The 23,037-nt window shown below is 63.7% G+C and carries 24 protein-coding genes; 16 read left to right on the forward strand and 8 right to left on the reverse strand.

Going from position 1 to position 23,037, the window contains the following annotated elements:
* The first annotated feature begins 226 nt into the window (after positions 1-226).
* A complete protein-coding gene (locus EYW47_RS27750; protein WP_133198049.1) occupies positions 227-541 on the forward strand; it encodes a DUF4148 domain-containing protein in 315 nt (104 codons plus the stop codon).
* Positions 542-724: 183 nt separating this feature from the next.
* Here EYW47_RS27750 and EYW47_RS27755 read toward each other — a convergent pair whose 3' ends face one another.
* Together EYW47_RS27755 and EYW47_RS27760 are read right to left on the reverse strand one after the other, a co-directional pair.
* Positions 725-1,837 carry an NAD(P)-dependent alcohol dehydrogenase gene (locus EYW47_RS27755; protein ID WP_205710166.1) on the reverse strand — a complete coding sequence of 371 codons (1,113 nt, stop codon included), beginning with the start codon at positions 1,835-1,837 and terminating at the stop codon, positions 725-727.
* Between the two features lie 77 nt (positions 1,838-1,914).
* Positions 1,915-3,423, reverse strand: a complete 1,509-nt coding sequence (locus tag EYW47_RS27760) for a benzaldehyde dehydrogenase (RefSeq protein ID WP_338117846.1) — start codon at positions 3,421-3,423, stop codon at positions 1,915-1,917.
* A gap of 354 nt (positions 3,424-3,777) precedes the next feature.
* On the opposite strand from EYW47_RS27760, the gene EYW47_RS27765 reads away from it, so the two are divergent.
* The 5 genes from EYW47_RS27765 (at position 3,778) to EYW47_RS27785 (ending at position 7,554) form a co-directional block, all read left to right on the forward strand.
* Positions 3,778-4,476 (forward strand): pirin family protein, encoded by a 699-nt coding sequence (locus EYW47_RS27765; RefSeq protein WP_133198051.1) that lies wholly within the window; start codon positions 3,778-3,780, stop codon positions 4,474-4,476.
* Between the two features lie 47 nt (positions 4,477-4,523).
* Positions 4,524-4,946, forward strand: coding sequence for a DoxX family protein (locus tag EYW47_RS27770; RefSeq protein ID WP_133198052.1), 423 nt, complete (start codon positions 4,524-4,526; stop codon positions 4,944-4,946).
* Between the two features lie 175 nt (positions 4,947-5,121).
* Positions 5,122-6,177 (forward strand): aromatic ring-hydroxylating oxygenase subunit alpha, encoded by a 1,056-nt coding sequence (locus EYW47_RS27775; protein ID WP_133198053.1) that lies wholly within the window; start codon positions 5,122-5,124, stop codon positions 6,175-6,177.
* Between the two features lie 22 nt (positions 6,178-6,199).
* Positions 6,200-6,367 (forward strand): rubredoxin, encoded by a 168-nt coding sequence (locus tag EYW47_RS27780; protein ID WP_028217371.1) that lies wholly within the window; start codon positions 6,200-6,202, stop codon positions 6,365-6,367.
* Positions 6,364-7,554: an NAD(P)/FAD-dependent oxidoreductase gene (locus tag EYW47_RS27785; RefSeq protein WP_133198054.1), complete on the forward strand. Its 1,191-nt coding sequence runs from the start codon at positions 6,364-6,366 to the stop codon at positions 7,552-7,554. The genes EYW47_RS27780 and EYW47_RS27785 overlap by 4 nt, the downstream gene beginning before the upstream one ends.
* Positions 7,555-7,820: 266 nt before the next feature.
* Here the strand turns inward: EYW47_RS27785 and EYW47_RS27790 are convergent, their stop codons facing one another.
* Positions 7,821-8,741 (reverse strand): LysR family transcriptional regulator, encoded by a 921-nt coding sequence (locus tag EYW47_RS27790; RefSeq protein ID WP_133198055.1) that lies wholly within the window; start codon positions 8,739-8,741, stop codon positions 7,821-7,823.
* 283 nt (positions 8,742-9,024) lie between these two features.
* Between EYW47_RS27790 and EYW47_RS27795 the strand changes: the two genes are divergently transcribed.
* Positions 9,025-9,423 carry an FKBP-type peptidyl-prolyl cis-trans isomerase gene (locus EYW47_RS27795; RefSeq protein WP_133198056.1) on the forward strand — a complete coding sequence of 133 codons (399 nt, stop codon included), beginning with the start codon at positions 9,025-9,027 and terminating at the stop codon, positions 9,421-9,423.
* Between the two features lie 70 nt (positions 9,424-9,493).
* Here the strand turns inward: EYW47_RS27795 and EYW47_RS27800 are convergent, their stop codons facing one another.
* From EYW47_RS27800 to EYW47_RS27810, 3 genes are all read right to left on the reverse strand, one after another.
* Positions 9,494-9,940 carry a nuclear transport factor 2 family protein gene (locus EYW47_RS27800; protein WP_133198057.1) on the reverse strand — a complete coding sequence of 149 codons (447 nt, stop codon included), beginning with the start codon at positions 9,938-9,940 and terminating at the stop codon, positions 9,494-9,496.
* An 85-nt stretch (positions 9,941-10,025) separates the two neighbouring features.
* Positions 10,026-10,883, reverse strand: coding sequence for a helix-turn-helix domain-containing protein (locus tag EYW47_RS27805; RefSeq protein WP_133198058.1), 858 nt, complete (start codon positions 10,881-10,883; stop codon positions 10,026-10,028).
* A 37-nt stretch (positions 10,884-10,920) separates the two neighbouring features.
* Positions 10,921-11,478, reverse strand: coding sequence for a carboxymuconolactone decarboxylase family protein (locus EYW47_RS27810; RefSeq protein ID WP_133198059.1), 558 nt, complete (start codon positions 11,476-11,478; stop codon positions 10,921-10,923).
* A gap of 387 nt (positions 11,479-11,865) precedes the next feature.
* Between EYW47_RS27810 and EYW47_RS27815 the strand changes: the two genes are divergently transcribed.
* From EYW47_RS27815 to EYW47_RS27840, 6 genes are all read left to right on the forward strand, one after another.
* Positions 11,866-12,741, forward strand: coding sequence for a MurR/RpiR family transcriptional regulator (locus EYW47_RS27815; protein WP_133198060.1), 876 nt, complete (start codon positions 11,866-11,868; stop codon positions 12,739-12,741).
* Positions 12,742-12,764: 23 nt separating this feature from the next.
* The gene (locus EYW47_RS27820) at positions 12,765-13,523 is read left to right on the forward strand and encodes a transporter substrate-binding domain-containing protein (protein ID WP_133198061.1); all 759 of its coding nucleotides are present in this window, start codon (positions 12,765-12,767) and stop codon (positions 13,521-13,523) included.
* A 62-nt stretch (positions 13,524-13,585) separates the two neighbouring features.
* Complete coding sequence (locus EYW47_RS27825; protein WP_133198062.1) at positions 13,586-14,305, forward strand: ABC transporter permease; 720 nt, start codon at positions 13,586-13,588, stop codon at positions 14,303-14,305.
* Positions 14,302-15,018, forward strand: coding sequence for an ABC transporter permease (locus EYW47_RS27830; RefSeq protein WP_133198063.1), 717 nt, complete (start codon positions 14,302-14,304; stop codon positions 15,016-15,018). The genes EYW47_RS27825 and EYW47_RS27830 overlap by 4 nt, the downstream gene beginning before the upstream one ends.
* Before the next feature lie 52 nt (positions 15,019-15,070).
* Positions 15,071-16,312 carry an NAD(P)/FAD-dependent oxidoreductase gene (locus EYW47_RS27835; protein ID WP_133198064.1) on the forward strand — a complete coding sequence of 414 codons (1,242 nt, stop codon included), beginning with the start codon at positions 15,071-15,073 and terminating at the stop codon, positions 16,310-16,312.
* A gap of 99 nt (positions 16,313-16,411) precedes the next feature.
* On the forward strand, positions 16,412-17,197 hold the full coding sequence (locus tag EYW47_RS27840) for an amino acid ABC transporter ATP-binding protein (protein ID WP_133198065.1): 786 nt from the start codon (positions 16,412-16,414) through the stop codon (positions 17,195-17,197).
* Positions 17,198-17,264: 67 nt separating this feature from the next.
* On the opposite strand, the gene EYW47_RS27845 is transcribed toward EYW47_RS27840, so the two are convergent.
* Positions 17,265-18,095, reverse strand: coding sequence for an alpha/beta fold hydrolase (locus EYW47_RS27845; protein WP_133198066.1), 831 nt, complete (start codon positions 18,093-18,095; stop codon positions 17,265-17,267).
* A gap of 337 nt (positions 18,096-18,432) precedes the next feature.
* On the opposite strand from EYW47_RS27845, the gene EYW47_RS27850 reads away from it, so the two are divergent.
* Together EYW47_RS27850 and EYW47_RS27855 are read left to right on the forward strand one after the other, a co-directional pair.
* Positions 18,433-19,389 (forward strand): acetoacetate decarboxylase, encoded by a 957-nt coding sequence (locus tag EYW47_RS27850; protein ID WP_133198067.1) that lies wholly within the window; start codon positions 18,433-18,435, stop codon positions 19,387-19,389.
* A gap of 56 nt (positions 19,390-19,445) precedes the next feature.
* Entirely contained in the window at positions 19,446-20,690 is a 1,245-nt protein-coding gene (locus EYW47_RS27855; RefSeq protein WP_133198068.1) for a saccharopine dehydrogenase family protein, read from the forward strand.
* 130 nt (positions 20,691-20,820) lie between these two features.
* Here EYW47_RS27855 and EYW47_RS27860 read toward each other — a convergent pair whose 3' ends face one another.
* Positions 20,821-21,420, reverse strand: a complete 600-nt coding sequence (locus EYW47_RS27860) for a TetR/AcrR family transcriptional regulator (protein WP_240763950.1) — start codon at positions 21,418-21,420, stop codon at positions 20,821-20,823.
* A gap of 148 nt (positions 21,421-21,568) precedes the next feature.
* On the opposite strand from EYW47_RS27860, the gene EYW47_RS27865 reads away from it, so the two are divergent.
* A complete protein-coding gene (locus tag EYW47_RS27865) occupies positions 21,569-23,017 on the forward strand; it encodes a coniferyl aldehyde dehydrogenase (protein ID WP_133198070.1) in 1,449 nt (482 codons plus the stop codon).
* Positions 23,018-23,037 lie beyond the last annotated feature (20 nt).

The following is a 23,037-nucleotide window of genomic DNA, read 5'->3' on the forward strand; positions in this document are numbered from 1 at the left end:
CGATGCCGATGTGCTTCAATGAAATTGATAGAGCGTATCGCGAACTCAAATGCGCGAGGCTTTATGCCTCTGGCGCGTGCTTGCATGCCAATTGTCGTGTTTGCTACAACGGAGAATCACGGCGTTAGGGGTTTCTCCTGGATTATTTTTTCATTATCCTTTTTATAAGAACTGCAAACCAATTGATGTTTGCGCCATTCATCGAACCAGCAGAGAGGTGTGAATCATGATTTCACTCATCAGGAAGGCAGCGTTGGCACTCGCATGTATCTTCCCGGTGGTTTCGTTTGCACAAACCAGCCAGCCCGCGACCCGGGCACAGGTTCGGTCCGAACTGTCCGCCATCGAGCGCGCCGGTTACAGTCCGACTACGGCTAGCGACTACGATTACCCATCAAAACTGCAGGCCGCCGAGGCGCGCGTAGAGGCTCAAACCAGCATCGCTAAAACCGACAATTCCGGCTACGGCACCAGCGCCGCCGGGACGTCGCAAACTGGCCGGCCGGGGGAAACGAGCCCGAGTCCATTGCGATCGTGGTAATAGCCGGGCGGCGGCAAGGCTGCAAGAAGCCCCCTTGCGCGTGCACGCCCGCCGCGCATCCGCCAAAGGCGTATCCCCCGCGGGGGCGGGCGTGAGGGGTCCACGGCCTTTTACCGCACCCGCAATAGATACTTCGGCGCGGCGCTGAGGGCCGACGAATGCCCGCGCGCCGCGACTGCGTTCTCAGGCTGAAACCAGATGAGGATTGGGCCTCAGAATCGGCTTCAGAACGCGCCCGCTTTCCGAGTCGGCACAGGCCTCATTGATCTCATCCAGCGCGTAGAATTTGACGAGTTTGTCGAATGGGAAGCGGCCTTGCTTCCAGAGCTCGATCAGGCGTGGAATAAAGACATCGGGAACGCTGTCCCCCTGTATGACCCCTCGCAGGGTGCGGCCGAACAGGATGGTATTCATGTCGAATGTGGCTTCCGTGCCGAACGGTGCGCCGCCCACGAGTGCGCAAACTCCGGTGGGCCGCAGGCACTCCAATGCCTGGCGCAGCACCTTGGGATTCGCGGTGGATTCGATTGAGTATTCGGCGCCGAGTCCGTTGGTGAGCGCGGCCACTGCCTTGACGACATCGACGCCATCGGGATGACGCGCATTGATCGCTGCTGTGGCGCCCAATTCTCTCGCCAGCTGCAGACGGCTTTCCACGATGTCGACCACGATAATCGTGGCGCAGCCCGCCAGTTTCGCGGCCATGACGGCGGAAAGGCCAACGGAGCCCGCGCCGAACACGACGATGCTCGACCCCGCGGCCGGGCGCAGCGCGTTCAGTACGGTGCCGGCGCCCGTGGAAATACCGCAGCCCAACGGGCCCATCAAGTCGAGCGGCACGGACGGGTCGATCTTGACGACATTGCGCTCGGTGGCAAGCGAATAGGTCCCAAACGACGATTGCGAGAAGAAATAGCCTCCAACGGACTCGCCTTCTTCAGAGCGGTAGGTGCTGCTGCCATCGCCACGACGCGCGCCGAAATTGCGCGGAAAGCCCTCAATGCAATACCCGGCCTTGCCGCTTTGGCAGTTTTCGCATTTTCCGCAGGAGCCGTAGGCGAGTACGACGTGGTCGCCCACCGCCACTTTCGTGACCGATGCGCCGACCTTCACGACAATGCCGGCGCCCTCATGACCCAGCACCGCGGGCAGCGGCACGGGATAGTGTTGGTCCCGCACGGTCAAATCAGTGTGACAGACCCCCACGCCAGCAATCTCGACAATGATTTCGCCTTCCTGCGGCTCATCGAGCAGCAGATGTCTGATCTGGAAGGGCTTTGCCTTCTCAGTGGCCACCGCGCACGTACAATTCCATACCATGTTGCTCTCCTGTCTCATCTTCTAATGGGTGAACCGGTCCTGCCAGTCGATTGCTAGAACGGATAGTCGGGGACCGTTTCGGCGACGGTCAGCCATCGCCAGTACGTGTATTCATCGAGCGATGTCACGTTGCCCGAGCGCGCGCCGTTGCCGGATGCCCCTGTTCCGCCGATCGGTCCGAAGATCTCGTGAACCACCGTCTGGTCGTTCACGTGTGCAATGCCCGTCTTCAGGCGCTTCGCGATACGAACCGCGCGCGCCTCATTGGCGCTGAAGACCGAAGCCGCGAGTCCATATTCCGTGTCGTTGGCGAGTGCAATGGCCTGCTCGTCGGTGCTGAATGACGTGATGGGCGCCACCGGCGCGAAAATCTCCTCGCTGAATACCGGCATCTGCGCAGTGACGCCGCTCAGCACGGTGGGCTCGAAGTAGAGGCCGTTCACATTGCCGCCGGCTTCAATCTTCGCGCCAAGCGCGACACTCTCGGCCACGATCTGGCGCGCGCGTTCGGCTTGCCTCGCGTTGATCATCGGGCCGATATGCACGTGTTGACGGTGCGGATCGCCCACTTGCAATGTGGACGCCCGACGCGCCAGCAGTTCCGTATAGCGGTGAAGCACCGACTCGTGAACGAGATGCCGCCCGGCCGAAAAGCAAATTTGCCCCTGGTGAAAGAACGACGAGAACGCGCCCGCGGAGCTGGCCCGCTCGAGGTCGGCGTCGTCCAGAATGATCAGCGCATTATTGCCGCCGAGCTCCAGTGCGGTTCGCTTCAGCAAGCGCCCAGCCACCTCGCCGATGCGCCGGCCGACGTTCGTGGAGCCGGTGAACGAGATCATGCTCACATGCGGGTCGGCCACCAGCGCTTCACCCGCTTCCGGGCCACCGGGGACCACGTGCAACACACCGGGCGGCAACCCGGCCTCTTCAAAGAGTCGTGCGATCAGCAACCCACCGGAGACGGGGGTTTGAATGTCAGGCTTGAGGACGACCGCATTGCCCAGCACGAGTGCGGGAAATAGCGCGCGCGCCGCGAGGATGAGGGGGGAATTCCACGGCGTGATCAGGCCAACCACGCCCACTGGAACGCGTTCGGCGTAGCTGGGCCGACCACCCGTAGTCGCCAGCATCTCCCCGACCGGCCTGCTGGCAAGGGCCGCCGCCTCCAGTGCCTCGCGCGCGGTTGCCGCGATCTCGAAGCGTGCCTTCGGCTGAATCGATCCGGTCTCCTGAACGATCCATGTCGTCACTTCATCGGCGTTGGCTTCAAGGAGTGCGCTGAATTTCCGAAGGACGTCTGCCCGGAGTGGACCGGGGACGGCCGCCCACTCCACCTGGGCATCCCGGGCGGCCACCGCAGCCGCAGCGATGTCCTGCGCGTTTGCAACCCCAGCCTGGAACAGCCAGTCGCCGGTCGCTTTCTCAACCACTGTGATCGTGCCGCCGTGGGCCGACCGCCAGTCCGTGCTGAAGATTTTTCCGGATTGAGAGGACCCAATGAGATGTTCAGTGGATGTGTTCATGCCTTGCTCGGAGTGATTTTCAATTTGCCGTATCGCCATGCATTGGAGCGTGGCGAAGCCGAACTACCGCAGGGAGGCGAACCTTGTGTCTTGACGGGCCCAACGTCTCCTGGGATGCATCCGTTATAGGCCCTGCGTTCTGGCCGGTCGATAGGCAGGCGAATGATATGGGCTATCAATATTTTTGATTCCTCTCTCATGCCGGCTCTAGCCCCGCATTGGCGGCCGAATCCCATCGTTCTACCGGGAGCAATGTTGCGTTGCTCACTGGCGAGTAGGCACACGCCGCACGCGGAGATAGCATGCCTCTCAATCGAACCGTTAACCGTGACTTCGGCGCGCTGCCGATTTCGCCCATACCCGTTATTCGGGTGCAAGTAGAGGGATGCACACATGCTTACTCACCGGCGTTGGGACTCACTGGACGCAGCGGATGCAGGCTGGCTCCGCGCGAAATATCACTTCGTGGTCAGCGCGGACGGCAACCACGATCATTCGGCATTGGGGCCGTTGATCGTCTGGAACGACGATGAGATCGACGTTGGCGCTGGCTTCCCGACGCACGGGCACCGCGACGTGGAAATCATCACCTATGTACGCCAGGGCGTGATCGAGCATCGCGACACCTTGGGTTCCGAGGGCCGGATTCAGGCGGGCGACGTCCAGGTGATGAGCGCCGGCACGGGCATTCGTCATTCCGAATTCAATGGTGGCGACGTGCCGCTCAAGGTTTATCAGATCTGGCTGCGTCCGCGTGCGGGCGGCGGCGCGCCGCGGTGGGATACGAAGCCGTTTCCCAAAGGAGACCGGTCTGGACGATTCGTTATCCTTGCGAGTGGCTTTGAGGAGGATGCCGATGCGTTGCCCATACGAGCGGCCGCGCGCGTGCTCGGCGCAACGCTGAAGACGGGCGAGCGCATTCAACAGGCGCTGAGTGCGTCGCGATGCGCCTATCTCGTCGTGGCCTCGGGATCGATCGAAGTGAATGGCGAACACGTGGGGCCGCTGGATGGCGTGGCCATCACGCAAGTGGCGGCGGCCGAGATCTCCGCCCTCGAAGATTCCGAGCTGGTGATGGTGGACATCGGCTGAGCACCTTATTTCACAATCCACTCAATAACGACATTTCGGAGGTTTTCATGGATCGCTACAAGTTTCTTCCGCTGCTGGGTCGCGTTCTGATCGGCGCACCGTTTTTGATGAGCGGGCTCGGCAAGCTGGCTGCGTATGGCGCGACCGTCGGCTATATCGCCGCTGTCGGTCTGCCGGTGCCGCCGCTCGCGTTTATCGTCTCGGTGCTCATCGAGGCGGGCGGCGGGTTGCTGCTGATCTCGGGCTACCGGGCCCGCGCGGTGGCAGCGGCCATGGCCGTGTTCTGCGTGGTCACTGCGATGTTCTTCCATCACAACTTCGCGGATCAGAACCAGATGATTCACTTCCTGAAGAACGTGATGATGGCCGGCGGCCTGCTGCAGATCGCTTACTTCGGCGCCGGCGCGTTCAGCCTGGACGCGCGCGCCGGGCGGGCATCCGCGCGTGGGGCGGCGGCCAGCGCGAGCTGATCGTCGGTCATCCGCTGCGGTCTTCGCGGGGCCGCGCCATGTCGATCGCTACATGGACTACATGGCCGATGAGGGATGGGAGACGCGTTCGCTTCTGAATATCGTTGTGCACATGGCAGGCCGGAACCGGCGTTCCGTGCCGCCGTGACCCACTCACACGATTCAGGAGACGCGAATGACTCAACCCCAGGTGGTGACGCTGACCCGCGCCGGGGCGCCCGCCATGCCCCGCAACTGTACTTTCGATTCCCACGACTGGGAGATTCTCAGCCGCTACTGGCATCCCGTCGCGTTCGCGCACGAGGTGGGCGACAAGCCGCTCGGCGTCACGCTGCTCGACGAATCGCTCGTGCTGTTTCGCTCGGCGGGGCGGGTCGTTGCGGCGCGCGATGTGTGCCCGCATCGCGGCGCGCCACTCAGCCGCGGATGGGTCAACGGCGACAATCTCGTTTGTCCCTACCACGGCCTCGAATATGGGGCGAGCGGCAAATGCAACCACATTCCCTCGCAACCGGCGGGCGCGATTCCCGAACGCCTGTGCCTGACGACGTACGCGGCGCAGGAAGCGTATGGGCTCGTGTGGGTGTCGCTCGGCGGCGGTGAGCTGCCGTTGCCCGATTTCCCGGCCTGGAACACGGACGGGTATCAGCAAATCCTTCCGCCGTCGATCGACATCCGCGCTTCAGCCGGGCGGCAAACCGAAGGTTTCATCGATGTCGCGCATTTCGCGTGGATTCATCACGACAGCTTCGCGGATCGCCACAATCCCGTGGTTCCGCAGTACTCCGTCGAGCGGCGTCCGAACGGCCTGCGCGCGGAATATGTGAGCACCGTGAGCAACTTCCCGAAGTCGATGCAGCATCGTGCGCCAGAGGGCTTTCCGTGGCGCCGCGTGTTCGAGGTCGACGTGCCGTTCTTCGCCCGGCTCACGGTGCACTTTCCCGAGAACGGACGCCTGGCTATCCTCAATGCTGCGAGCCCGGTGTCGGCGCGGCTCACGCGCCTCTTCGTCCCTATCGCGCGCAATTTCGACCAGGATTTACCGCTCGACGATGTCTACGCGTTCAACCGTCAGGTATTCGAAGAGGACCGCGCGATTGTGGAGCTGCAGTGCCCGGAAGATCTGCCGATCGACCGTTCCCTCGAAGCGCCGATTTTCGCCGACCGCTCCTCCGGTGCATACCGGCGCGCGCTCGCGGAGATCGGGCTCGGACAAGCCTATGTCCGTTGATGCAGGCAGCAGAGGAGAATTCATGAAGATCTGGGAATGCGTGATCTGCGGGTTTCGCTACGACGAGGCCGAAGGATTGCCCGAGGCGGGCATTGCGCCGGGTACGCGCTGGGAGGACGTGCCTGAGGACTGGATGTGTCCGGACTGCGCGACCGGCAAGCACGACTTCGAGATGCAGGTGGTGGCATGAGGCCTTCCGAACACGCTGAGGCGCTGAGCGATCCCGTCGTGATCGTCGGCACGGGGCTCGCCGGCTATACGGTGGCGCGCGAGTTGCGCAAGCTCGAGGCCAAAACGCCCGTGGTTATCGTGAGCCGCGATGACGGCAGCTTCTATTCGAAGCCCACGCTCTCGAATGCGCTGGCGATGAAGAAGGCGCCTCACGAACTCGCGAGCTTCACGGCGCAGGCGATGGCAGCGCAACTGGATGCGCGCGTCTGGACCCATCGCCACGTCGAGCGCATCTTGCCGGGCGAGCATGCGATCGTCGTCGACGGACAGCGGCTGCGTTATCGCGCGCTGGTGCTGGCAACCGGGGCCGACCCGCGACGCGTGCCGGTCGAAGGCGATGGCGCCGGCGACGTGCTGTCGATCAACGACCTTGGCGACTACGCTCGCTTTAGAGAGGCACTAACGTCGAGCGAGGCGGTGGCCATACTCGGCGCGGGTCTGATTGGCTGCGAGTTCGCCAACGATCTGGTGGCCGCGGGCCACCGGGTGTGCCTGATCGACCCGGCCGGCGCACCGCTCTCGCGGCTGTTGCCCGCCGAGGCCGGGGCGGTGTATTCGCGCGCGTTGTCGGGCGCGGGTGTCGATGTGCGGCTGGGCTGCGGGGTCGCGTCGGTGGCGCGCCACGGTTCGGGTTATCGCCTGACGCTGACCGACGGCAATGCAGTCGATGTCGATATCGTCGTCTCGGCCATCGGCCTCGTGCCGCGAACGGCGCTCGCGAGCGCGGCCGGGTTGCGGACCGAAGGTGGCATCAGCACGGATGCCTGGTGCCGCGCGGACGCGCCAGACGTGTACGCGCTCGGCGACTGCGCGGCCATCGAAGGCCGCGTGCAGCCCTACGTGCTGCCCATCATGCATGCGGCGCGCGCGCTTGCCCGTACCTTGTCCGGCACGCTCACGCGCGTCGATTTCCCGGTGATGCCGGTCGTGGTCAAAACACCGGCCGTACCGGCTGTCGTGGTGACGCCAGCGGCGCCAGGCGGACGCTGGACGCTCGAGACGGCCGCACAGGATGCGCCGCACGCGGTGCGCGCGGTCTGCGAAGACGCCGCAACGAAATGCATGACGGGCTTTGCCCTGGTGGGTGCCGCCACCGCGGACAAAGCCGCCTTGTTGAAGCAGATGGCCTCGGCCATGGCCGGGTAGCCGAAGCGCAGCGTCATCGACAACCGGGCGCGGCCACACCGCGTCCGGCGACAGGTAGCTTTCGCTGACCGACCCCTGTTGCGCATGGGCGCTCATGTCCGGAACCCTGTCTCCCGGATTGAGTTGCCTGGCGTTTTCACGCCGCGAGCCATGCTCGCGGTTTTTTTCGTTCCGCATCCTGATAGAGGGCCCGCGCGAACGCGCACGCGCTCGACGGAGTGATGTTCGAGCCACGCCGGTTTTTCGTGGGCGCTTCGCGTCCCCCTTTAGCGCGCAAGGCCCTTCGCGACGCCGGACACGAGATGGCGCAGCCAGATAGCCGCCGCGCTGCGATGGGTGCGGTCGTGCCAGAGCTGGTAGTAAGTGAGCGCCTGGGGATCGCCGGGCAGGGGCTCCATGCGCAGCGGAAGCAATTTGCTGTAATGCGCGGCAAGCGCGCGCGTGGTCGTGAAGAGCAGATTCGAGCGCATCAGCACATATGGCGCCATGCCGAAGTAGGGCAAGGTTGTCGTCACGTTGCGCGACAGACCGCTGCGCGCGAGCTCGACATCGATCGTGCCTAGCCCCGTGGCGTTGTGGGTCGTGACGGCAAGATGCTCCGCTTCCTGATAGATGACCCGGCTCAGCTTGCCGGGCTTGATCGGGTGCTGTGCGCGCAGCAGGCACACGAGATCGTCCTTGCACAGCGGCTGCAGATGCAGATGCTCGGGCGGCGTGCGCCAGTTGCCGATCACGAGGTCGAGCGTGCCGCTCTCGAGACCATGTTCGTAGCCGCCGTCCACCATCATCAGGTGCTGGAACTCGATACGTGCGCGCGGCGCCTCGGTACGGAACGCATCGACCACGGCGGGCAGGAAGAACGCATCCAGATAATCAGGAGAGCCAATGAGAAAGGTGCGCCGCGTGGTGGCCGGATCGAAAGCCCGGGTTGGATGGAGCACGGCGGCGATGCCCGCGAGCGCCTGCGCCGCCGGCTCGATCAGCGTGAGCGCGTGGCTCGTGGGCACCATGCGGCTGCCGCTGCGCACGAGCAGCGGATCGCCCGTCATGGCGCGCAGCTTGCGCAGCGCGACGCTGATGGTCGGCTGCGACTGGCCGAGCAGCACGGCTGTGCGCGAGACGCTGGCTTCGGTGATGAGCGTATGGAGAACCTTCAGCAAATAGGAGTCGATGACTTCTCTCGACATGCGAACCGCCGTAATTTGACATCGTTCATTGCTGTATACGGTGCGATATAACGGGGTGTCAATTCAGGGAAATTGCTGCCCATGCTCGGGCGGCCTTGCTGCACGGGGCTCATAACGGGGCGAACATCCGCACTATGTGCGCGCCAGAATGCCGGATTCGCCCAGAACACGCCTGACCACGACCGGCCCCGCTCGGGTGCCTGCCTTGCGATGCATGGCGTGCCGATCCGGGGCCACGCGAAGCACCCGATATAATTGGCGAGCCATCCAACGAGGACATAGTATGAAATCACTGATTGCGTTACTCGCCACTGCCACCATTGCGTCGACTGCGTTCGCCGGCAATACCATCGAGAAGTTGCCATCGGGTGTCGTGGTCGAGCACATCAAGCAAGGCACCGGTCCGCAACCGACCGCTAACGACGTCGTGCGCGTCAACTATCGCGGCACGCTCGCGAACGGCACCGAATTCGACAGCTCCGACAAGCATGGCGGCCCCGCCGCCTTCCCGCTTGGCCGGGTGATTCCGTGCTGGACGCAAGGCCTGCAGAAAATGAAGGTGGGCGGCAAGGCGAAGCTGACCTGCCCGGCGGCAACCGCGTATGGCGATCGCGCAGTCGGCCCGATCCCGCCGAACAGCGACCTCACGTTCGAAGTCGAGCTGATCGGCATCGGCCAGTAATCAAATTCCGGATGGCGCCTGACCACAGTCACGCGCCACCTGGAAGACGTCGCGTTCGCGGGGGCGCCGCTTACTGCACGGGCATTCCGTTCAGGTGGTGGCGCAAGTCGCCCGCCATATCCAGCAGCGAGTAGTCGCGAAACGAAAAGCGCCACACGCCGTCGACACGCTCGAACGCGTCGTGATAGCGCCCGGCAGCAATGGGCTGCAGAGGAAATCCTTCCGTCGCCTGCAAGACCGTGTAATACGAGCGTGCCGTTGCACGATGGGCCGGCTCGTCTATTTCGATAATCGGATTGGTGACGACATGCCGGGTGCGTGGCGTACCGCACGGATAGCGCTTCACGTGGCTATACAACAGTTGCAGGAATTCCGGCGCGCTGAGTCCGTCATGGCTATCGCGCGTCTTCAAGCGTGCGTGTTTAAACAACGCTCCCACGCCCTCCCAGTCGCCGCTGTCCATACATTCCGCATATCGGTACAGCAGGTTGGCAATTTGCACCGCGCTATCACTCACGTCCGCGTCCTCCAGCTTCAGGCAATAGCGTGAACATAAACCGGGCGGTTGCGCCCTGACTTCCTCCGAGTGGACTAGGCGCTGCTTACGGCGCCGTTGCCTTGCTGGATTTCGAAGGTTCGGCGAGCAACTGCCGGTGGCGTGCTTCGGTTTCGTCATCGGCGGGGAACATGCATTCGAGGCGCAGTTCCTGTGCCACAACGTTCTGCGGCGCGCCTACGGTCGTCACCATCGAGAAGTATCGAAGCACGACGCCTTCGTTGACGAAGCCAATCGGAATGACGGGCATCGTGGACGCGGAGGAGAGCCCATGATGCGCTTTCCAGTCGCGCGGCACGTCTGGCCAGGCCAGCAGTTCGTCGAGCAGATGCCGCGTGCCGGCGTCGACCATATGACCGACCGATTCTCGATACACGCGTTGCAGCAGGCTGCGCGAGACCGTGTCCCAGTCGGCCACGAACGGGCGCATCCCCTGCGGATCGAAGATCAGATGCAGCATGTTGCGCGGGCCTTTGCGCGCGGCCATGTCGATGAAACAGCCGAAGAAGCGCGGCGCCGCGTCGTTGGTCATCAAGACGTTCCAGTGGCGATCCATCACGATGGCCGGGAACGGCTCATGCTGGCGCACGACGCGCTCGAGCGCGCGGATCACGCTGTGCATCTCCTGGGCGTCCCATGGCGCTTCCGAATACATGGGCGCATAGCCGGCGGCGAGCAGCAGGGCATTGCGCTCGCGCAGCGGCACATCGAGCGTCTGTGCAAGCGTCAGCAGCGTGTCGCGTCCAGGCACGCTGCGCCCGCTTTCGATGAAACTGATCTGTCGCTGCGAGACACCGGCCTCGAGCGACAGATCGAGCTGACTCACGCCACGCACGTCGCGCCAATAGCGCAGCAAGTCGCCCAGTTCGCCAGGCGCTTTGGGATCGGGACGGGTGGCGTTCATCGGATTCCCCCAACTTGGGTAGACGAATGGAGAGGACTCAGGGCGCACTCGCATGCCAGGCGAACTCCTCGAACTGCGCTTCGAGTGCCGGCCGGGTCACGCTGCTGGTGAAGTTCGTGATGGTCGATGCGGCCACGACCGCGATGACCTCGAGTATCTGCTCGGCGTTGAACCCGGCTTCCAGAAAGCGTCTCTGGTCCGATTCGTCCAGGCGGCCGCGCTTTTCTATCAGCGTGCGGGCCGATGCCGACAGCGCGGCCAGTTCGGCGTCGTCGGGCAAGACGCCGTGCCGGATCGCATCGACATCGGCGCGACGCACGCCTGCCTGCAGCGCGAGCGCCGTGTGAAACGCGACCGGCCACTCGCTGGCGTTCGTCACCGCGTTGGTCAGCAACAGCGTCTGAATCTGCGGCTCGGTCAGGCTGCTCGCGTGGACGCGCTCGAACAGGCCGATGAAACCGTTGATCAGCACCGGCGAACCGGCCATCTTCGCCGCGATATTCGGGATCAGACCGAACGCCTGTTGCAGTTGCTGAAGCACGGGGCGCGATTGCGCGGGAGCGGACTCGATCGTGTAAGCAGGATAGGTGGACATGGTAACTCCTTGGTGGTGAGCGCTGCCGGAATGCAAGCGCGACAGCCGAAGAGTAGAGGCACGCGTTGCGTGCGCCAATTACATCGCGTGTAATCATCGCGCGTCTCGTACCAGAGCCGCTTGAACGGCAAGCCTTCGAGAATCTTGCGGCTATTTGCAAATAAATGCTTTGGATACCGAAATAAAAACTGGACGAGAAGCCATACGGCAAGTTGACAGCCATTCGTCAGCTTCAAGTGCGGGAATACGGGTTTCTACTGACTTTTCGGACATGCTTGCTCCGGCGGCGTGCCGCAGCGCAAGCAAGCCACACGACAATGAAAGTTTTTTGGCACATATTGTGTGAATGACAGAAATATTCTAATCTCGTTTCCCATGGAGACCATCATGAAACAGACCGTCAAGCAGCGATTGCAGGAGAGCCTCGCGTCCTCGACGGCCTCTTCGCGAACCATCGCGGCGTACATGCTCGCGAACCTGCAGAATCTGCCGTTCGAGACTTCGGCGGTGATCGCGGAGAAGCTCGAGTTGAGCGAGTCCACGATTGGCCGTTTTTGCCGCTCCATCGGCTATGCGCATTTCAAGGCGCTCAAGAACGACTTGCAGGACGATCTCGGCGACGGCCCGTGGCTCATGGGCGACCGCCTCAAAGACTTCCTCGGCCGAGCGCCCGACGACGGCCAGGGGCCGTCACGCGGCCTGCAAAAGGAGATCGCCGCGCTCGTGCAGGTGCATGAGCATGCGCTGCGGCCCGCGTGGCGGCGCCTCGCCGAGCGCCTCGCAAAGGCGCCGCGCGTTTATGCGGCGGGCTTTCAGACCGAGCGCGGCATCGCGATGACGTTCGTGCACCTGCTGCAATATCTGCGCGATGGCGTCCATCTGGTCGACGGCAGCGCCGGCAATTTCAGCGACGTTCTGCTGAGCCCGCCCAAAGACACCGCGCTGATCGTCTTCGAGGCGCGCCGCTATTCGCGGCACGCGCGCATGCTCTGCGAGCGCGCGAAGGAGGCGGGCATCGCGGTGAGCCTCGTCACCGACAACTTCTGCGACTGGGCCGACCAGCACGCCGACGAAGTGTTTCGCGTGCAGACCGAGGTCGACCTGTTCTGGGAGTCGACGGCCTCGATGCTCTCGCTGGTTCATCTGCTGATCAACGACGTGTTCAAGCAGCTGGGCGCCGATGTCGAGCGCAGGCTCCAGGCCATCGGCGCGCTGCATAACGAATTCGTTGGATATACGTCTTCCACGCCACTTTCCAGCTAGCCACAACCACAAGGAGACATCGCATGAAACGCTTCATTCGCTCTACGTTGGCAGTCCTTACATTCTTCGGAGCCTGTGCGGGAGCCCATGCCGACCCGGTCCGGATTGCGGTGGAAGGGGCTTACCCTCCGTTCAACTACGTCGACTCCAGCAATCAGTTGCATGGTTTCGACGTGGACATCGCGAACGCGCTGTGCAGCAAGATGAAGTCCGACTGCAAGCTCGTGGCGCAGGACTGGGACGGGATGATCCCGGGCCTGATGGCGAAGAAGTACGACGCAATCGTGTCTTCGATGGTGGTGACGAAGGAGCGCGAGGAGAAAATTTCGTTCACGAACCGCTACTACCGCACGCGCCTCGCCATCAGCGTCCCGCAAAACTCGAAGCTTGCCAACACGAATCCGCAGTCGTTCAAGGGGCTGGTCGTGGGCGCGCAGTCCTCCACGACGCAGGGTAACTATGCACAGGACGTGCTTGCAGCGGCGGGTGCAACGGTGAAGCTGTATCCGGCCCAGGACGACGCCAATCTCGATCTCGCGGCGGGACGCCTCGACGCGGTGGTCAACGACAAGTTCCCGAACCTCGACTGGCTCGCCAAGGACGGCAAGGGTTGCTGCAAGCTGCTCGGTGAGGTGACCGGCAAGGACGACGACGTGGCCATCGCGGTACGCAAGAACGACAACGGCTTGCGCGAGCGCCTGAACAAGGCGATCGCCGAAATCATTGCCGACGGCACGTACCAGCGCATCACGAGCCAATACTTCAAGTCGAGCATCTACTGAAATCCAGTTGACCCAGCCGCGAGTGGCGCCTGCCATTCGCGCACTGGAAAGGAGTGCCAAAGATGTTTGAATCGATTGCGCTGCTTGGGTTTGGACATGGCAGCTGGGGGCTGGCGCTCTTGCAGGGCGCGTTCGTGACCATTGCGCTCGCGCTGTGCTGTCTGCCTTTCGGGCTTGCGCTCGGTTTGCTCGTGGCGGTGGGCAGCCGCTCGCGCAGCACGCTCGCGCGCGGCACGGCCTACGGGTTTTCGACGGTATTTCGCGGCCTGCCTGAGTTGCTGACGCTGTTCCTCGTCTACTACGGTTTCGAGATCACCATCGAGCAAATCTTTGCCGCGGCGCACATCGACGCCGACGTGTCGATCAATCCGTTTTTTGCGGCCTTCGTCGCGCTCAGCGTCGTGCTGGCGGCGTTTTCGAGCGAGGTATGGCTCGGTGCGTTCAAGTCGATCCACAAAGGACAATACGAAGCGGCTCATGCGCTGGGTCTTTCGAAGTCGAAGACCTTCTTTTCGATCGTGCTGCCGCAATTGCTGCGCATCGCCTTGCCCGGTCTCTCGAACAACTGGCTCACGCTGCTCAAGGACACGGCGCTCGTCTCGACGATCTCGCTCGTCGACGTCATGCGCCAGACCAACCTCGCGGTCAGCGAGACCAAGGAGCCGATCCTGTTCTACGGGGCAGCCTGCGCGATCTATCTGTTCTTCTCCGCGCTGTCGGGAAGGCTGTTTGCGTTCGCTGAACACCACTTTGGCCGCGGCCACCATCGAGCACGCGTATGAGCCTCATTCCGTTTCTGCAGAATCTGATCGACTCCGATCTGCTGGACCGCTACGGTTCGCAGATGCTCTCGGGCGTTTGGGTGACTGCCAGGCTGGTCGCCATCTCGTTCTCGCTCGGCGCGGTGCTCGGGCTGCTGCTCGCGTTTGCGCGCACTTCGCGCTTGCGTGTGCTGCGCAACGCGAGCGCGGCGTTCATCTATGTCTTTCGCGGCTCGCCGTTGCTTGCGCAGCTTTTCCTGCTCTATTACGGGTTTGGGTCGCTGCGCGACTTCTGGGAGCCGCTGGGACTGTGGTGGCTCTTTCGCGATTCGTGGTATTGCGCCTTGCTCGCTTTCACGCTGAACACGGCCGCCTATCAGGCCGAAATCTTTCGCGGCAGCTTCGCGGCGGTATCGGCGGGTCAGCACGAAGCGGCGAAGGCACTGGGCTTGAGCCAGCGCACGTGCTTCTGGCGCGTGGTCTGGCCGCAATCGCTGCTGATCGCGCTCGGGCCGCTCGGCAATGAGCTGATTCTGCTCGTGAAGGCGAGCGCGATCGCGTCGCTCGTGACGGTCTACGACCTGATGGCGGTGGCGAAGCTGGGCTTTTCGCGCACCTTCAGTTTCCAGTTTTATCTGTGGGCAGCGGTGCTGTATCTCGTGCTCGTCGAAGTCCTGCGCCGCGTGCTCAAGCGCATCGACCGGCGGCTCGGCAGGCATCTGAATCCGCTGTAGAACCTGCTGTAGAACCCACTGTAAGCCGCATCGCCGGCAGGAGGAACCGCTTTTGGAATTCGACACTCTTGTGCTGGGCGCAGGCATCGTCGGCGTGTCCGCCGCGCTGCAGCTCCAGGCGCGCGACCTGGGCGTCTGCATCGTCGACCGCGACGAGCCGGGCAGCGGAACGAGCTTCGGCAACGCGGGCCTGATCGAGCGCTCCAGCGTCATCCCGTATGCCTTCCCGCGCGGGTTTGGCCGTCTGCTGCGTTACGCCATGAACGGCGAGCCGGACGTGCGCTATGAGCCGGCGTTTTTGCCGCGCATTGCCGGGTGGCTGTTTCGCTACTGGCGCAACTCGAACGCGCAGAACCTGCGCAAGGCCACGGCGGCGATGCTGCCGCTCGTGGAGCGCTGCGTCGAGGAGCACGATGCGCTGGTGGCGCGCGCGCAGCTCGAAGCGCTGGTTTCCTCGCGTGGCTGGATCGAGCTCTATCGCGACCGGGACGCACTGGCCGCGGGGCAACGCGAGGCGCGCGCGCTCGATGGCTATGGCCTCGATTTCGACCTGCTCGATGCCAAGGCGCTACGCGCGCTGGAACCGGGATTGAAGGACACCGTTGCGGGCGGCGTGCACTGGAACGATCCGAAGACCGTGCGCGACCCCGGCGCGCTGGTGAGGGGCTATGCGGCGCTGTTCGAGCGCGGCGGCGGGCGCATCGTGCGTGGGGATGCGCGCACGCTCACGCGCGACGGCAGCACATGGTTCGTGCAAACGCGCGAGGGCACCGTGCGCGCGAAGGACGTGGTGCTCGCGCTCGGCGCCGACTCGGCCGAAGTCTACGAGCCGCTTGGCTATCGGGTGCCGCTCGCCGTCAAGCGCGGCTATCACCTGCATTACCGCGCGCCGGAAGGCGTGATGCCGCAGCGACCGCTCTGCGACGTGGCGGGCGGCTACGTGCTGGCGCCGATGAACGCGGGCATACGCCTGACGACCGGCATCGAATTCGCGGCGTCGGCTGCGCCCGCGAACCGCGTGCAATTGCGGCGCGCGGAGGCCATTGCGCGAACGCTCTTCAATCTCGGCGAGCCGGTCGAAGCCGAGCCGTGGCTGGGCCGCCGGCCTTGCTTGCCGGACATGTGTCCGGTGATTGGGCCGGCGCCGCATCATCCCGGGCTGTGGTTCGACTTCGGCCACGCGCATCACGGCTTGACGCTTGGCCCGGTGACCGGACGCCTGATCGCCGATCTCGTGACCGGCGCGAAGCCCTTTACCGATCCCGCGCCCTACAGCGTGGCACGCTTTAGTTAAACCACGGCTAATCCGCGGATAAACCGCGGCCAAACCGCGAAACGACGCGCGGCGCACGGCGCCGCTCGATCGACGACTGAATCCGAAGAGGGCACTTTCATGCTATCCACCGAAGCAGAAGCAGTCCGCGCGACGAATAACGCTGCGCCCCGCGAACTGGCCGTGCAGATCCATGGCCTCGAAAAATACTACGGCACGCACAAGGTGCTCGATGGCATCAGCCTCGATGTGCGCGCGGGTGAGCGCGTGGTGATTTGCGGGCCGTCCGGCTCGGGCAAGTCGACGCTGATCCGCTGCATCAACCAGCTCGAGCACGGCAGCGGCGGGACGATCAGCTTGCGCGGCTGCGCGTTGCAGAAGGATGGCGCGCGCACGCGCGAAGCGTTGCGCGACGTCGGCATGGTGTTCCAGCACTTCAACCTGTTTCCGCACATGACGGTGCTGGAAAATTGCGTGCTCGCGCCGATGTCGGTGCGCGGCCTCTCTCGCGCGCAGGCCACCGAGCGGGCCCACGTGCTGCTGCAGAGAGTGGGTATAGCCGCTCATGCGCACAAGTACCCCTCGCAGCTTTCGGGTGGCCAGCAGCAGCGCGTGGCGATTGCGCGCGCGCTCTGCATGGAGCCGAAGATCATGCTGTTCGACGAGCCGACTTCGGCGCTCGACCCGGAGATGGTGGGCGAAGTCCTTGACGCGATGGTCGAGCTGGCGAAAACCGGCATGACGATGCTGTGCGTGACGCACGAGATGGGTTTTGCGCGCAAGGTTGCCGAGCGTGTGCTCTTTCTCGAAGGCGGCAAGATCGTCGAAGACAGCCCATCGGCGCAGTTCTTCGATGCGCCCCGCAGTGCGCGGGCCAAGGCGTTTCTCTCGCAGATTCGCCACTGACGCGCCTCGCTGGACGTGGTGGCTCGCGGCGGGTGCCGGAAGACTCGCCCTCCGACACCCGTGGCCCTTAGCCTCGCACGAACTCGAGCAGATCGGCGTTGATCGTCTCGGCGTTGCTGGTGGGCATGCCGTGCGGGAATCCCGGATAGATCTTCAGGGTACTGTTCTTCGCCAGCTTCGCGGACAGTACACCTGAGTCCTCATAGGGGACGATCTGGTCGTCGTCCCCATGCATCACCAGGACGGGGATCGTGGTGCTTTTCAGATCTTCGGTGAAGTCGGTCTGCGAGAAGGCGACGATGCCGTCATAGTGCGCCTTGGCACTACCCATCATCCCCTGGCGCCACCAATTCCAGATCACGCCTTGCGAAGGATTCGCGCCGGGGCGGTTGTAGCCGTAGAAGGGGCCGGCCGGAACGTCGTAATAAAACTGCGCGCGGTTTGCCGCGAGCTGTGCCTGGAGGTCGTCGAAGACCTGCTTGGGCAGACCGCCCGGATTGCTCTCGGTCTTCACCATCAGCGGCGGCACGGCGCTGATGAGCACCGCCTTGGAGACGCGGTCTTCGCTGTGACGGGCGACATAGTGGATGACCTCGCCGCCGCCCGTGGAATGGCCGACATGGACCGCTTTTTGCACGCCCAGGTGGTTCACGACGGCCGCCACATCGTCGGCGTAATGGTCCATGTCGTGGCCGTCCCATACCTGGCTGGATCGGCCATGGCCGCGACGGTCATGCGCGATTACCCGGTAGCCCTGCGCCAGAAAAAACAGCATCTGCGCATCCCAGTCGTCGGCGCTGAGCGGCCAGCCGTGATGGAAGAAAATCACCTGCGCGTCGCGCGGACCCCAGTCCTTGTAGAAGATGTCAACGCCATCCTTCGTCGTCACGTAACCCATGTCGTCTCTCCTGGTTAATGCGTAGGCATTCAGTCAGTGATGTGCTTCCAGACAGTTACAGCTACGGCACGGCCCTGACGACGCGGCACGGAATTTGCAAACGTCCTCGCGGACATTCATTCGTCTAACCGGTTGAGCGGACGGCGTCGTCGAGCCAGCAAACACTCTAAGATTAAAGCGAACCTTAATGTCAATAACTTTTCGGGCGCGGGATCTATCCGCATCCGAACGCTTGACCCTCAAGTTGAGTTGAACCTTAAAGTGCTGGCTGAGCGCTGTATGTCGGCGTGTCCTGGTCACTGCGTGCCGGGTCAAACATGGAGAAGGGTCAGCGAATATGGACAGGCGGTATACACGCGTCGAATTTGGACCGCACACGGTCGAAGTGCCCGCAGGTGGCTACTACGACCGCTACCGGATGAACCCGAACCTGGATGAGGTGGCGCGAGACCCGGCCGCGGGTAACATCGACTATTTCAGAAGGATTCCGAAGCAACTGGTTGACTCGCGAGTCGGCCCCACTTGGGCGCCCAACTTCTACTACCGCACCCGCAATATCCAGTTGCTGTTTCTCGCGCCCTTGTCGCGGCTGCGGGCGATGCTGCCGACGCCGCTCGAGCCGCTACGGGCGTTCCCGGGCTTCGGGCTGGTGGCGCTGACTTTCTTTTCGTATGCGGTTTGCGATAACGATCCATACGACGAAGTCTCCATCGCGGTCGTGATCCGCCGGCCCGGCGCGCGTGGGTCCCATGCGCTGGAGCTGCGCGATTCCATGCGGCGTCGCAGCTTCCACGCTCATGTGCTGGCGCTGCCCGTCAGCACGGAAATCGCGCGGGTGCGTGGCGTGTACGGCTATCAGTTGCCCAAGTGGCGCGCCGAGATCGAGGTGAGCATCGGCGCCGACGTGAGGGCCCGCGAAGTGAGGGCCCGCGAAGTTAGAGCCCGCGAAGTTAGAGCCCGTATTGCCGGCCCGGGTGGAGCACCGGACCTGAGCTTGAGCGCGCCGCTTCCGGCCCTGCGCGATGTCGTGCCTCAATCGCATATGGGCACGACGACGATGGTCAATAAAGTCGATGGGCAATGGCATCAGGCCACGGTGCAGACCAATACACTATCGTTCGCTCAACGCCTGTTCCCGCGCAACGTGACCCTGTTGCGCAGTGGCGGCCCACTGAGCGAGTTGCTCGACGGGCTGGGCGCCTCGACCATGGTTCGTCTGGATGTGGTCAAGGACGCACAGATCGTGCTGAATTTGCCAACGCCATTGAGGGCTTTCGATCGTGCCGGAGCGTGAGCGGGGCGGTGTGAATGCCCACTCTTTCTACAAGCAGCCCACGTAAGGAAACGTTCATGACCGCCCCGAGCTATGACATCGTCGTGTTTGGTGCCACCAGCTTTGTTGGCCAGATCCTGACGCGATACCTGGCCGAGCACCTTTCGGGTCAGGCCGAAACCTTGCGCTGGGCCATTGCAGGCCGCTCCGAAGCGAAGCTCAACGACCTCAAGCGCTCGCTGGGCACGGCGGGGCAATCCCTGCCCATCATCGTTGCGGACGCGGGCAACGAAACCCAGTTGCGCGCGCTGTGTGCGCAGACGCGCGTGGTCGTGTCCACGGTCGGCCCCTATGCGCTCTATGGCGAGCCGCTCGTCAAGGTTTGCGTAGAGAGCGGCACCGATTACTGCGATCTCACCGGCGAGACTCAGTGGATCAAAAGAATGATCGACGCCTACGAGTCAGCGGCCCGGAAGACGGGGGCGCGCATCGTGCATTGCTGCGGCTTCGACTCGGTCCCCTCGGACATGGGCGTGTGGTTTTTGCAGCAACACGCGATGCGGCAATGGGGTGTGCCGGCGACCCACGTCAAGATGCGCCTGCAGACGCTCAAGGGCGGCGCATCGGGCGGCACGGTCGCCAGCGTGATCAACGTGGTAAAGGAGGCGGCCGCCGATCCGTCCTTGCGCAAGGAACTCGTCAACCCCTATGCGCTCTGCCCCGAAGGTCACGGCTTCAAGGCACGCCAGCACTACGTCAAGTCCGCGGAGTTCGATACCGCTTTCGACGCATGGATCGCCCCGTTCATGATGGCGGCCATCAACGAGCGGGTGGTTCATCGGTCCAATGCCCTTTCCGGCAAGGCCTATGGCAGCGAGTTCACCTATGACGAAGCGATATTGACCGGCACAGGCCTGAAGGGACGACTGAAAGCCCTGGCCACGGTGGCGGGGCTGGGGGCGTTCATGGCGGGCATCTTGATCGGCCCGGTTCGCGGCGTGATGCAACGCTTCCTGTTGCCCAAGCCTGGCGAAGGCCCAAGCCCCGAGGCGCAATTGGCGGGCCGCTACGATTTGCGGTTTTTCGGCCGAACCGACAACGGCCAGGCGTTGCGCGTGAAAGTGACCGGGGATCGCGATCCGGGCTACGGCTCGACCGGCAAGATGCTGGGCCAGGCGGCGATCAGTCTCGCGCGGGATCTCGTCGAGGACGGCGTCAAGGTGGGGCGCGCGGGCGGCTTCTGGACACCGGCTACGGTGTTCGACGAGCGCTTCATCGAGCGTCTGACGCGCCATGCCGGTTTGCGCTTCGAGCGGATATGACGCGTCACTCGCCGTCTGCATCCTGTGGGGGGCGGGCGGATTTGGCCGCTCTCCGACCGTCAAAGGAGGGCGTTGACCTGCTCGGCCGTCGCCGTGGCGGACTGCGGGTTCTGTGAAGTCAAGCTGAAGGTCAAGGCCTTTCGGGGCTTCGACCGCTTGCTGCGGATTCGCCGGACAGCAGGCCGTCCAGCAGCGTCGTGAGGGCATCTTCAATGGCGTGATCGCCCACTTTCTCAGGCACCAGCCGGCCGTCGATCGCGAGCATCGTCAGGCCATGCAGGTGTGCCCAGCATGCCGTTGCCTGGCCGAGCGCGGAGCGCGAGCGAATCGTGCCCTCGCGCTGGCCGCGCTCGAGGACCTCGATGACCAGCCGGAACGGCGCCTGCGTACGCGCATCGAGATGGATATCAGAAGGTTCTCCGGCATCCGCATTGAACATCAGACGATAAAGATCCGGGTTCGCGGCCCCGAAGCCCAGGTGCGCATAGGCCAGCGCCTGCAAGCACGCGGGCGCATCCGCAGCCGGATCGAGCGCGGCAACGAGCGCCTCGCGCAGACGATCGAAGCCGATCAGGGCCAGCTCATGGAGCAACGCCGTCTTGTCCGGGAAATGCCGATAGGGCGCGGAGTGGCTCACCTCGGCGCGCCGGGCGATCTCGCGCAGCGTGAACTGCCAGCCCTTTTGCTCCTGGAGCATATCGAGAGCCGTTTCGATGATCGCGCGCCGCAAATCGCCGTGGTGATAGGGCTTCTGCTCCGTGGATGCATCTGATGTCATAGGGATTCTGCGAATGTTGACAAGAGACACATTCTGCTCCTACCATCCCGAATCATCAAGTTGACGCTGTCTACATTCCGGCAATCTCGTGAGGTGCACGATGACCATTCCCGCAGAACCCATTCACGGCCTCGACGCGGCAGAGTTGCTGGGCCGCCAGCGCAGCGCGTTCCTCAGGGAGGCGCCGCCAACCCTCGCCGAGCGCAAGGCGCGGCTCGCCCGGCTGCGTGCCACGGTGCTCGCCTGGCGCAGCGAAGTGAAAGAGGCGATCAGCGCCGATTTCGGGCATCGCTCGCGCCGCGAGACGGACATCATGGAAATGGCCGGCGTGGTGCAGTCGATCGACTACCTGACGCGCAACCTGCGCCGCTTCATGAAGGCCGAGCGTCGGCACGTCGGGCTCGTTTACCGCTCTGGCCATGCCCGGGTGGAATACCAGCCGAAGGGTGTCGTCGGGGTGATGGCGCCGTGGAACTACCCGTTCTCGCTGACGTTCATTCCGCTCGCGACCGCGCTGGCGGCCGGCAACCGTGTGATGCTCAAGCCCTCGGAATTGACGCCGCGCACGAGCGAAGTCATCCAGCGCATGCTCGCCGAGACTTTCCCGGCCGACGAAGTGGCCGTCGTGCTCGGCGGGCCGGAAGTCGGCGCGGCCTTCAGCAACTTGCCGTTCGATCATCTGCTGTTCACGGGCAGCACGCAGGTTGGCCGCAAGGTCATGAAGGCGGCAAGCGAGAACCTGGTGCCGGTGACGCTCGAGCTCGGCGGCAAGAGCCCCGCCATCGTCGCGCGCGGCCACGTCGACGAGCGGACCATGGGCAGCATCGTTTTCGGCAAGCTGGCCAATGCCGGCCAGACTTGCGTGGCGCCTGACTATGCGCTCGTCCACGAGGACGACCTCGAAGCCTTTGTCACGCAATTCGATGCAATGGTGGCCCGCACTTATCCCGAGGGGCCGACCAGCAAGGACTACACCTCGATCGTCAGCGACAGGCATTACGAGCGCCTCGTGGGCCTCGTCGAAGAAGCCCGGCGCAGCGGCGCGCGCGTGATCGAGGCAGGCGTGAGACCGGGGAGCGCCGCGACCCGGGTGCGCACGCTCGCGCCCACGCTGGTCGTCGGGGCCAGCGATGAATGCGCCGTCATGCAGGAAGAGATCTTCGGCCCAATCCTGCCGGTACGCACGTATAGCACCATGGACGAGGTCATCGACTATGTGAACGCGCGAGCGCGCCCACTCGCGCTCTACTATTTCGGCAACGAGGACCACGCGTGCGAGACGCTGCTCAAGCGCACGACCTCTGGCAATACCGGCATCAACAACACGCTCTTGCACGTGGCCCAGGACGACCTGCCTTTCGGCGGCGTCGGGCCGAGCGGGATGGGGGCCTACCACGGCATCGAGGGCTTTCGCGCGATGAGCCACGCAAAAGGGGTCTTCGTTCAGGGGCGCTGGAATCTTCCCAGCCTGCTGCGGGCGCCGTTCGGCAAGGTTGCGGATCTGGCGCTGACGTTCACACTTGGAGCGAATCGTCCTCGCCGTCGCTAGAGCATGAGCGAGGCTTTGCT

It is taken from the genome of Paraburkholderia silviterrae (assembly GCF_004353915.1).
In the GTDB taxonomy this organism is placed as follows: Bacteria; Pseudomonadota; Gammaproteobacteria; order Burkholderiales; family Burkholderiaceae; genus Paraburkholderia; species Paraburkholderia silviterrae.

Excerpts from the sequence above, each read along its gene's own strand:
- EYW47_RS27750 (WP_133198049.1), top strand. The coding sequence starts at position 227 with ATGATTTCACTCATCAGGAAGGCAGCGTTGGCACTCGCATGTATCTTC.
- EYW47_RS27760 (WP_338117846.1), bottom strand. The coding sequence starts at position 3,423 with ATGGCGATACGGCAAATTGAAAATCACTCCGAGCAAGGCATGAACACA.
- EYW47_RS27765 (WP_133198051.1), top strand. The coding sequence starts at position 3,778 with ATGCTTACTCACCGGCGTTGGGACTCACTGGACGCAGCGGATGCAGGC.
- EYW47_RS27770 (WP_133198052.1), top strand. The coding sequence starts at position 4,524 with ATGGATCGCTACAAGTTTCTTCCGCTGCTGGGTCGCGTTCTGATCGGC.
- EYW47_RS27775 (WP_133198053.1), top strand. The coding sequence starts at position 5,122 with ATGACTCAACCCCAGGTGGTGACGCTGACCCGCGCCGGGGCGCCCGCC.
- EYW47_RS27780 (WP_028217371.1), top strand. The coding sequence starts at position 6,200 with ATGAAGATCTGGGAATGCGTGATCTGCGGGTTTCGCTACGACGAGGCC.
- EYW47_RS27785 (WP_133198054.1), top strand. The coding sequence starts at position 6,364 with ATGAGGCCTTCCGAACACGCTGAGGCGCTGAGCGATCCCGTCGTGATC.
- EYW47_RS27790 (WP_133198055.1), bottom strand. The coding sequence starts at position 8,741 with ATGTCGAGAGAAGTCATCGACTCCTATTTGCTGAAGGTTCTCCATACG.
- EYW47_RS27795 (WP_133198056.1), top strand. The coding sequence starts at position 9,025 with ATGAAATCACTGATTGCGTTACTCGCCACTGCCACCATTGCGTCGACT.
- EYW47_RS27805 (WP_133198058.1), bottom strand. The coding sequence starts at position 10,883 with ATGAACGCCACCCGTCCCGATCCCAAAGCGCCTGGCGAACTGGGCGAC.
- EYW47_RS27810 (WP_133198059.1), bottom strand. The coding sequence starts at position 11,478 with ATGTCCACCTATCCTGCTTACACGATCGAGTCCGCTCCCGCGCAATCG.
- EYW47_RS27815 (WP_133198060.1), top strand. The coding sequence starts at position 11,866 with ATGAAACAGACCGTCAAGCAGCGATTGCAGGAGAGCCTCGCGTCCTCG.
- EYW47_RS27820 (WP_133198061.1), top strand. The coding sequence starts at position 12,765 with ATGAAACGCTTCATTCGCTCTACGTTGGCAGTCCTTACATTCTTCGGA.
- EYW47_RS27825 (WP_133198062.1), top strand. The coding sequence starts at position 13,586 with ATGTTTGAATCGATTGCGCTGCTTGGGTTTGGACATGGCAGCTGGGGG.
- EYW47_RS27830 (WP_133198063.1), top strand. The coding sequence starts at position 14,302 with ATGAGCCTCATTCCGTTTCTGCAGAATCTGATCGACTCCGATCTGCTG.
- EYW47_RS27840 (WP_133198065.1), top strand. The coding sequence starts at position 16,412 with ATGCTATCCACCGAAGCAGAAGCAGTCCGCGCGACGAATAACGCTGCG.
- EYW47_RS27845 (WP_133198066.1), bottom strand. The coding sequence starts at position 18,095 with ATGGGTTACGTGACGACGAAGGATGGCGTTGACATCTTCTACAAGGAC.
- EYW47_RS27850 (WP_133198067.1), top strand. The coding sequence starts at position 18,433 with ATGGACAGGCGGTATACACGCGTCGAATTTGGACCGCACACGGTCGAA.
- EYW47_RS27855 (WP_133198068.1), top strand. The coding sequence starts at position 19,446 with ATGACCGCCCCGAGCTATGACATCGTCGTGTTTGGTGCCACCAGCTTT.
- EYW47_RS27865 (WP_133198070.1), top strand. The coding sequence starts at position 21,569 with ATGACCATTCCCGCAGAACCCATTCACGGCCTCGACGCGGCAGAGTTG.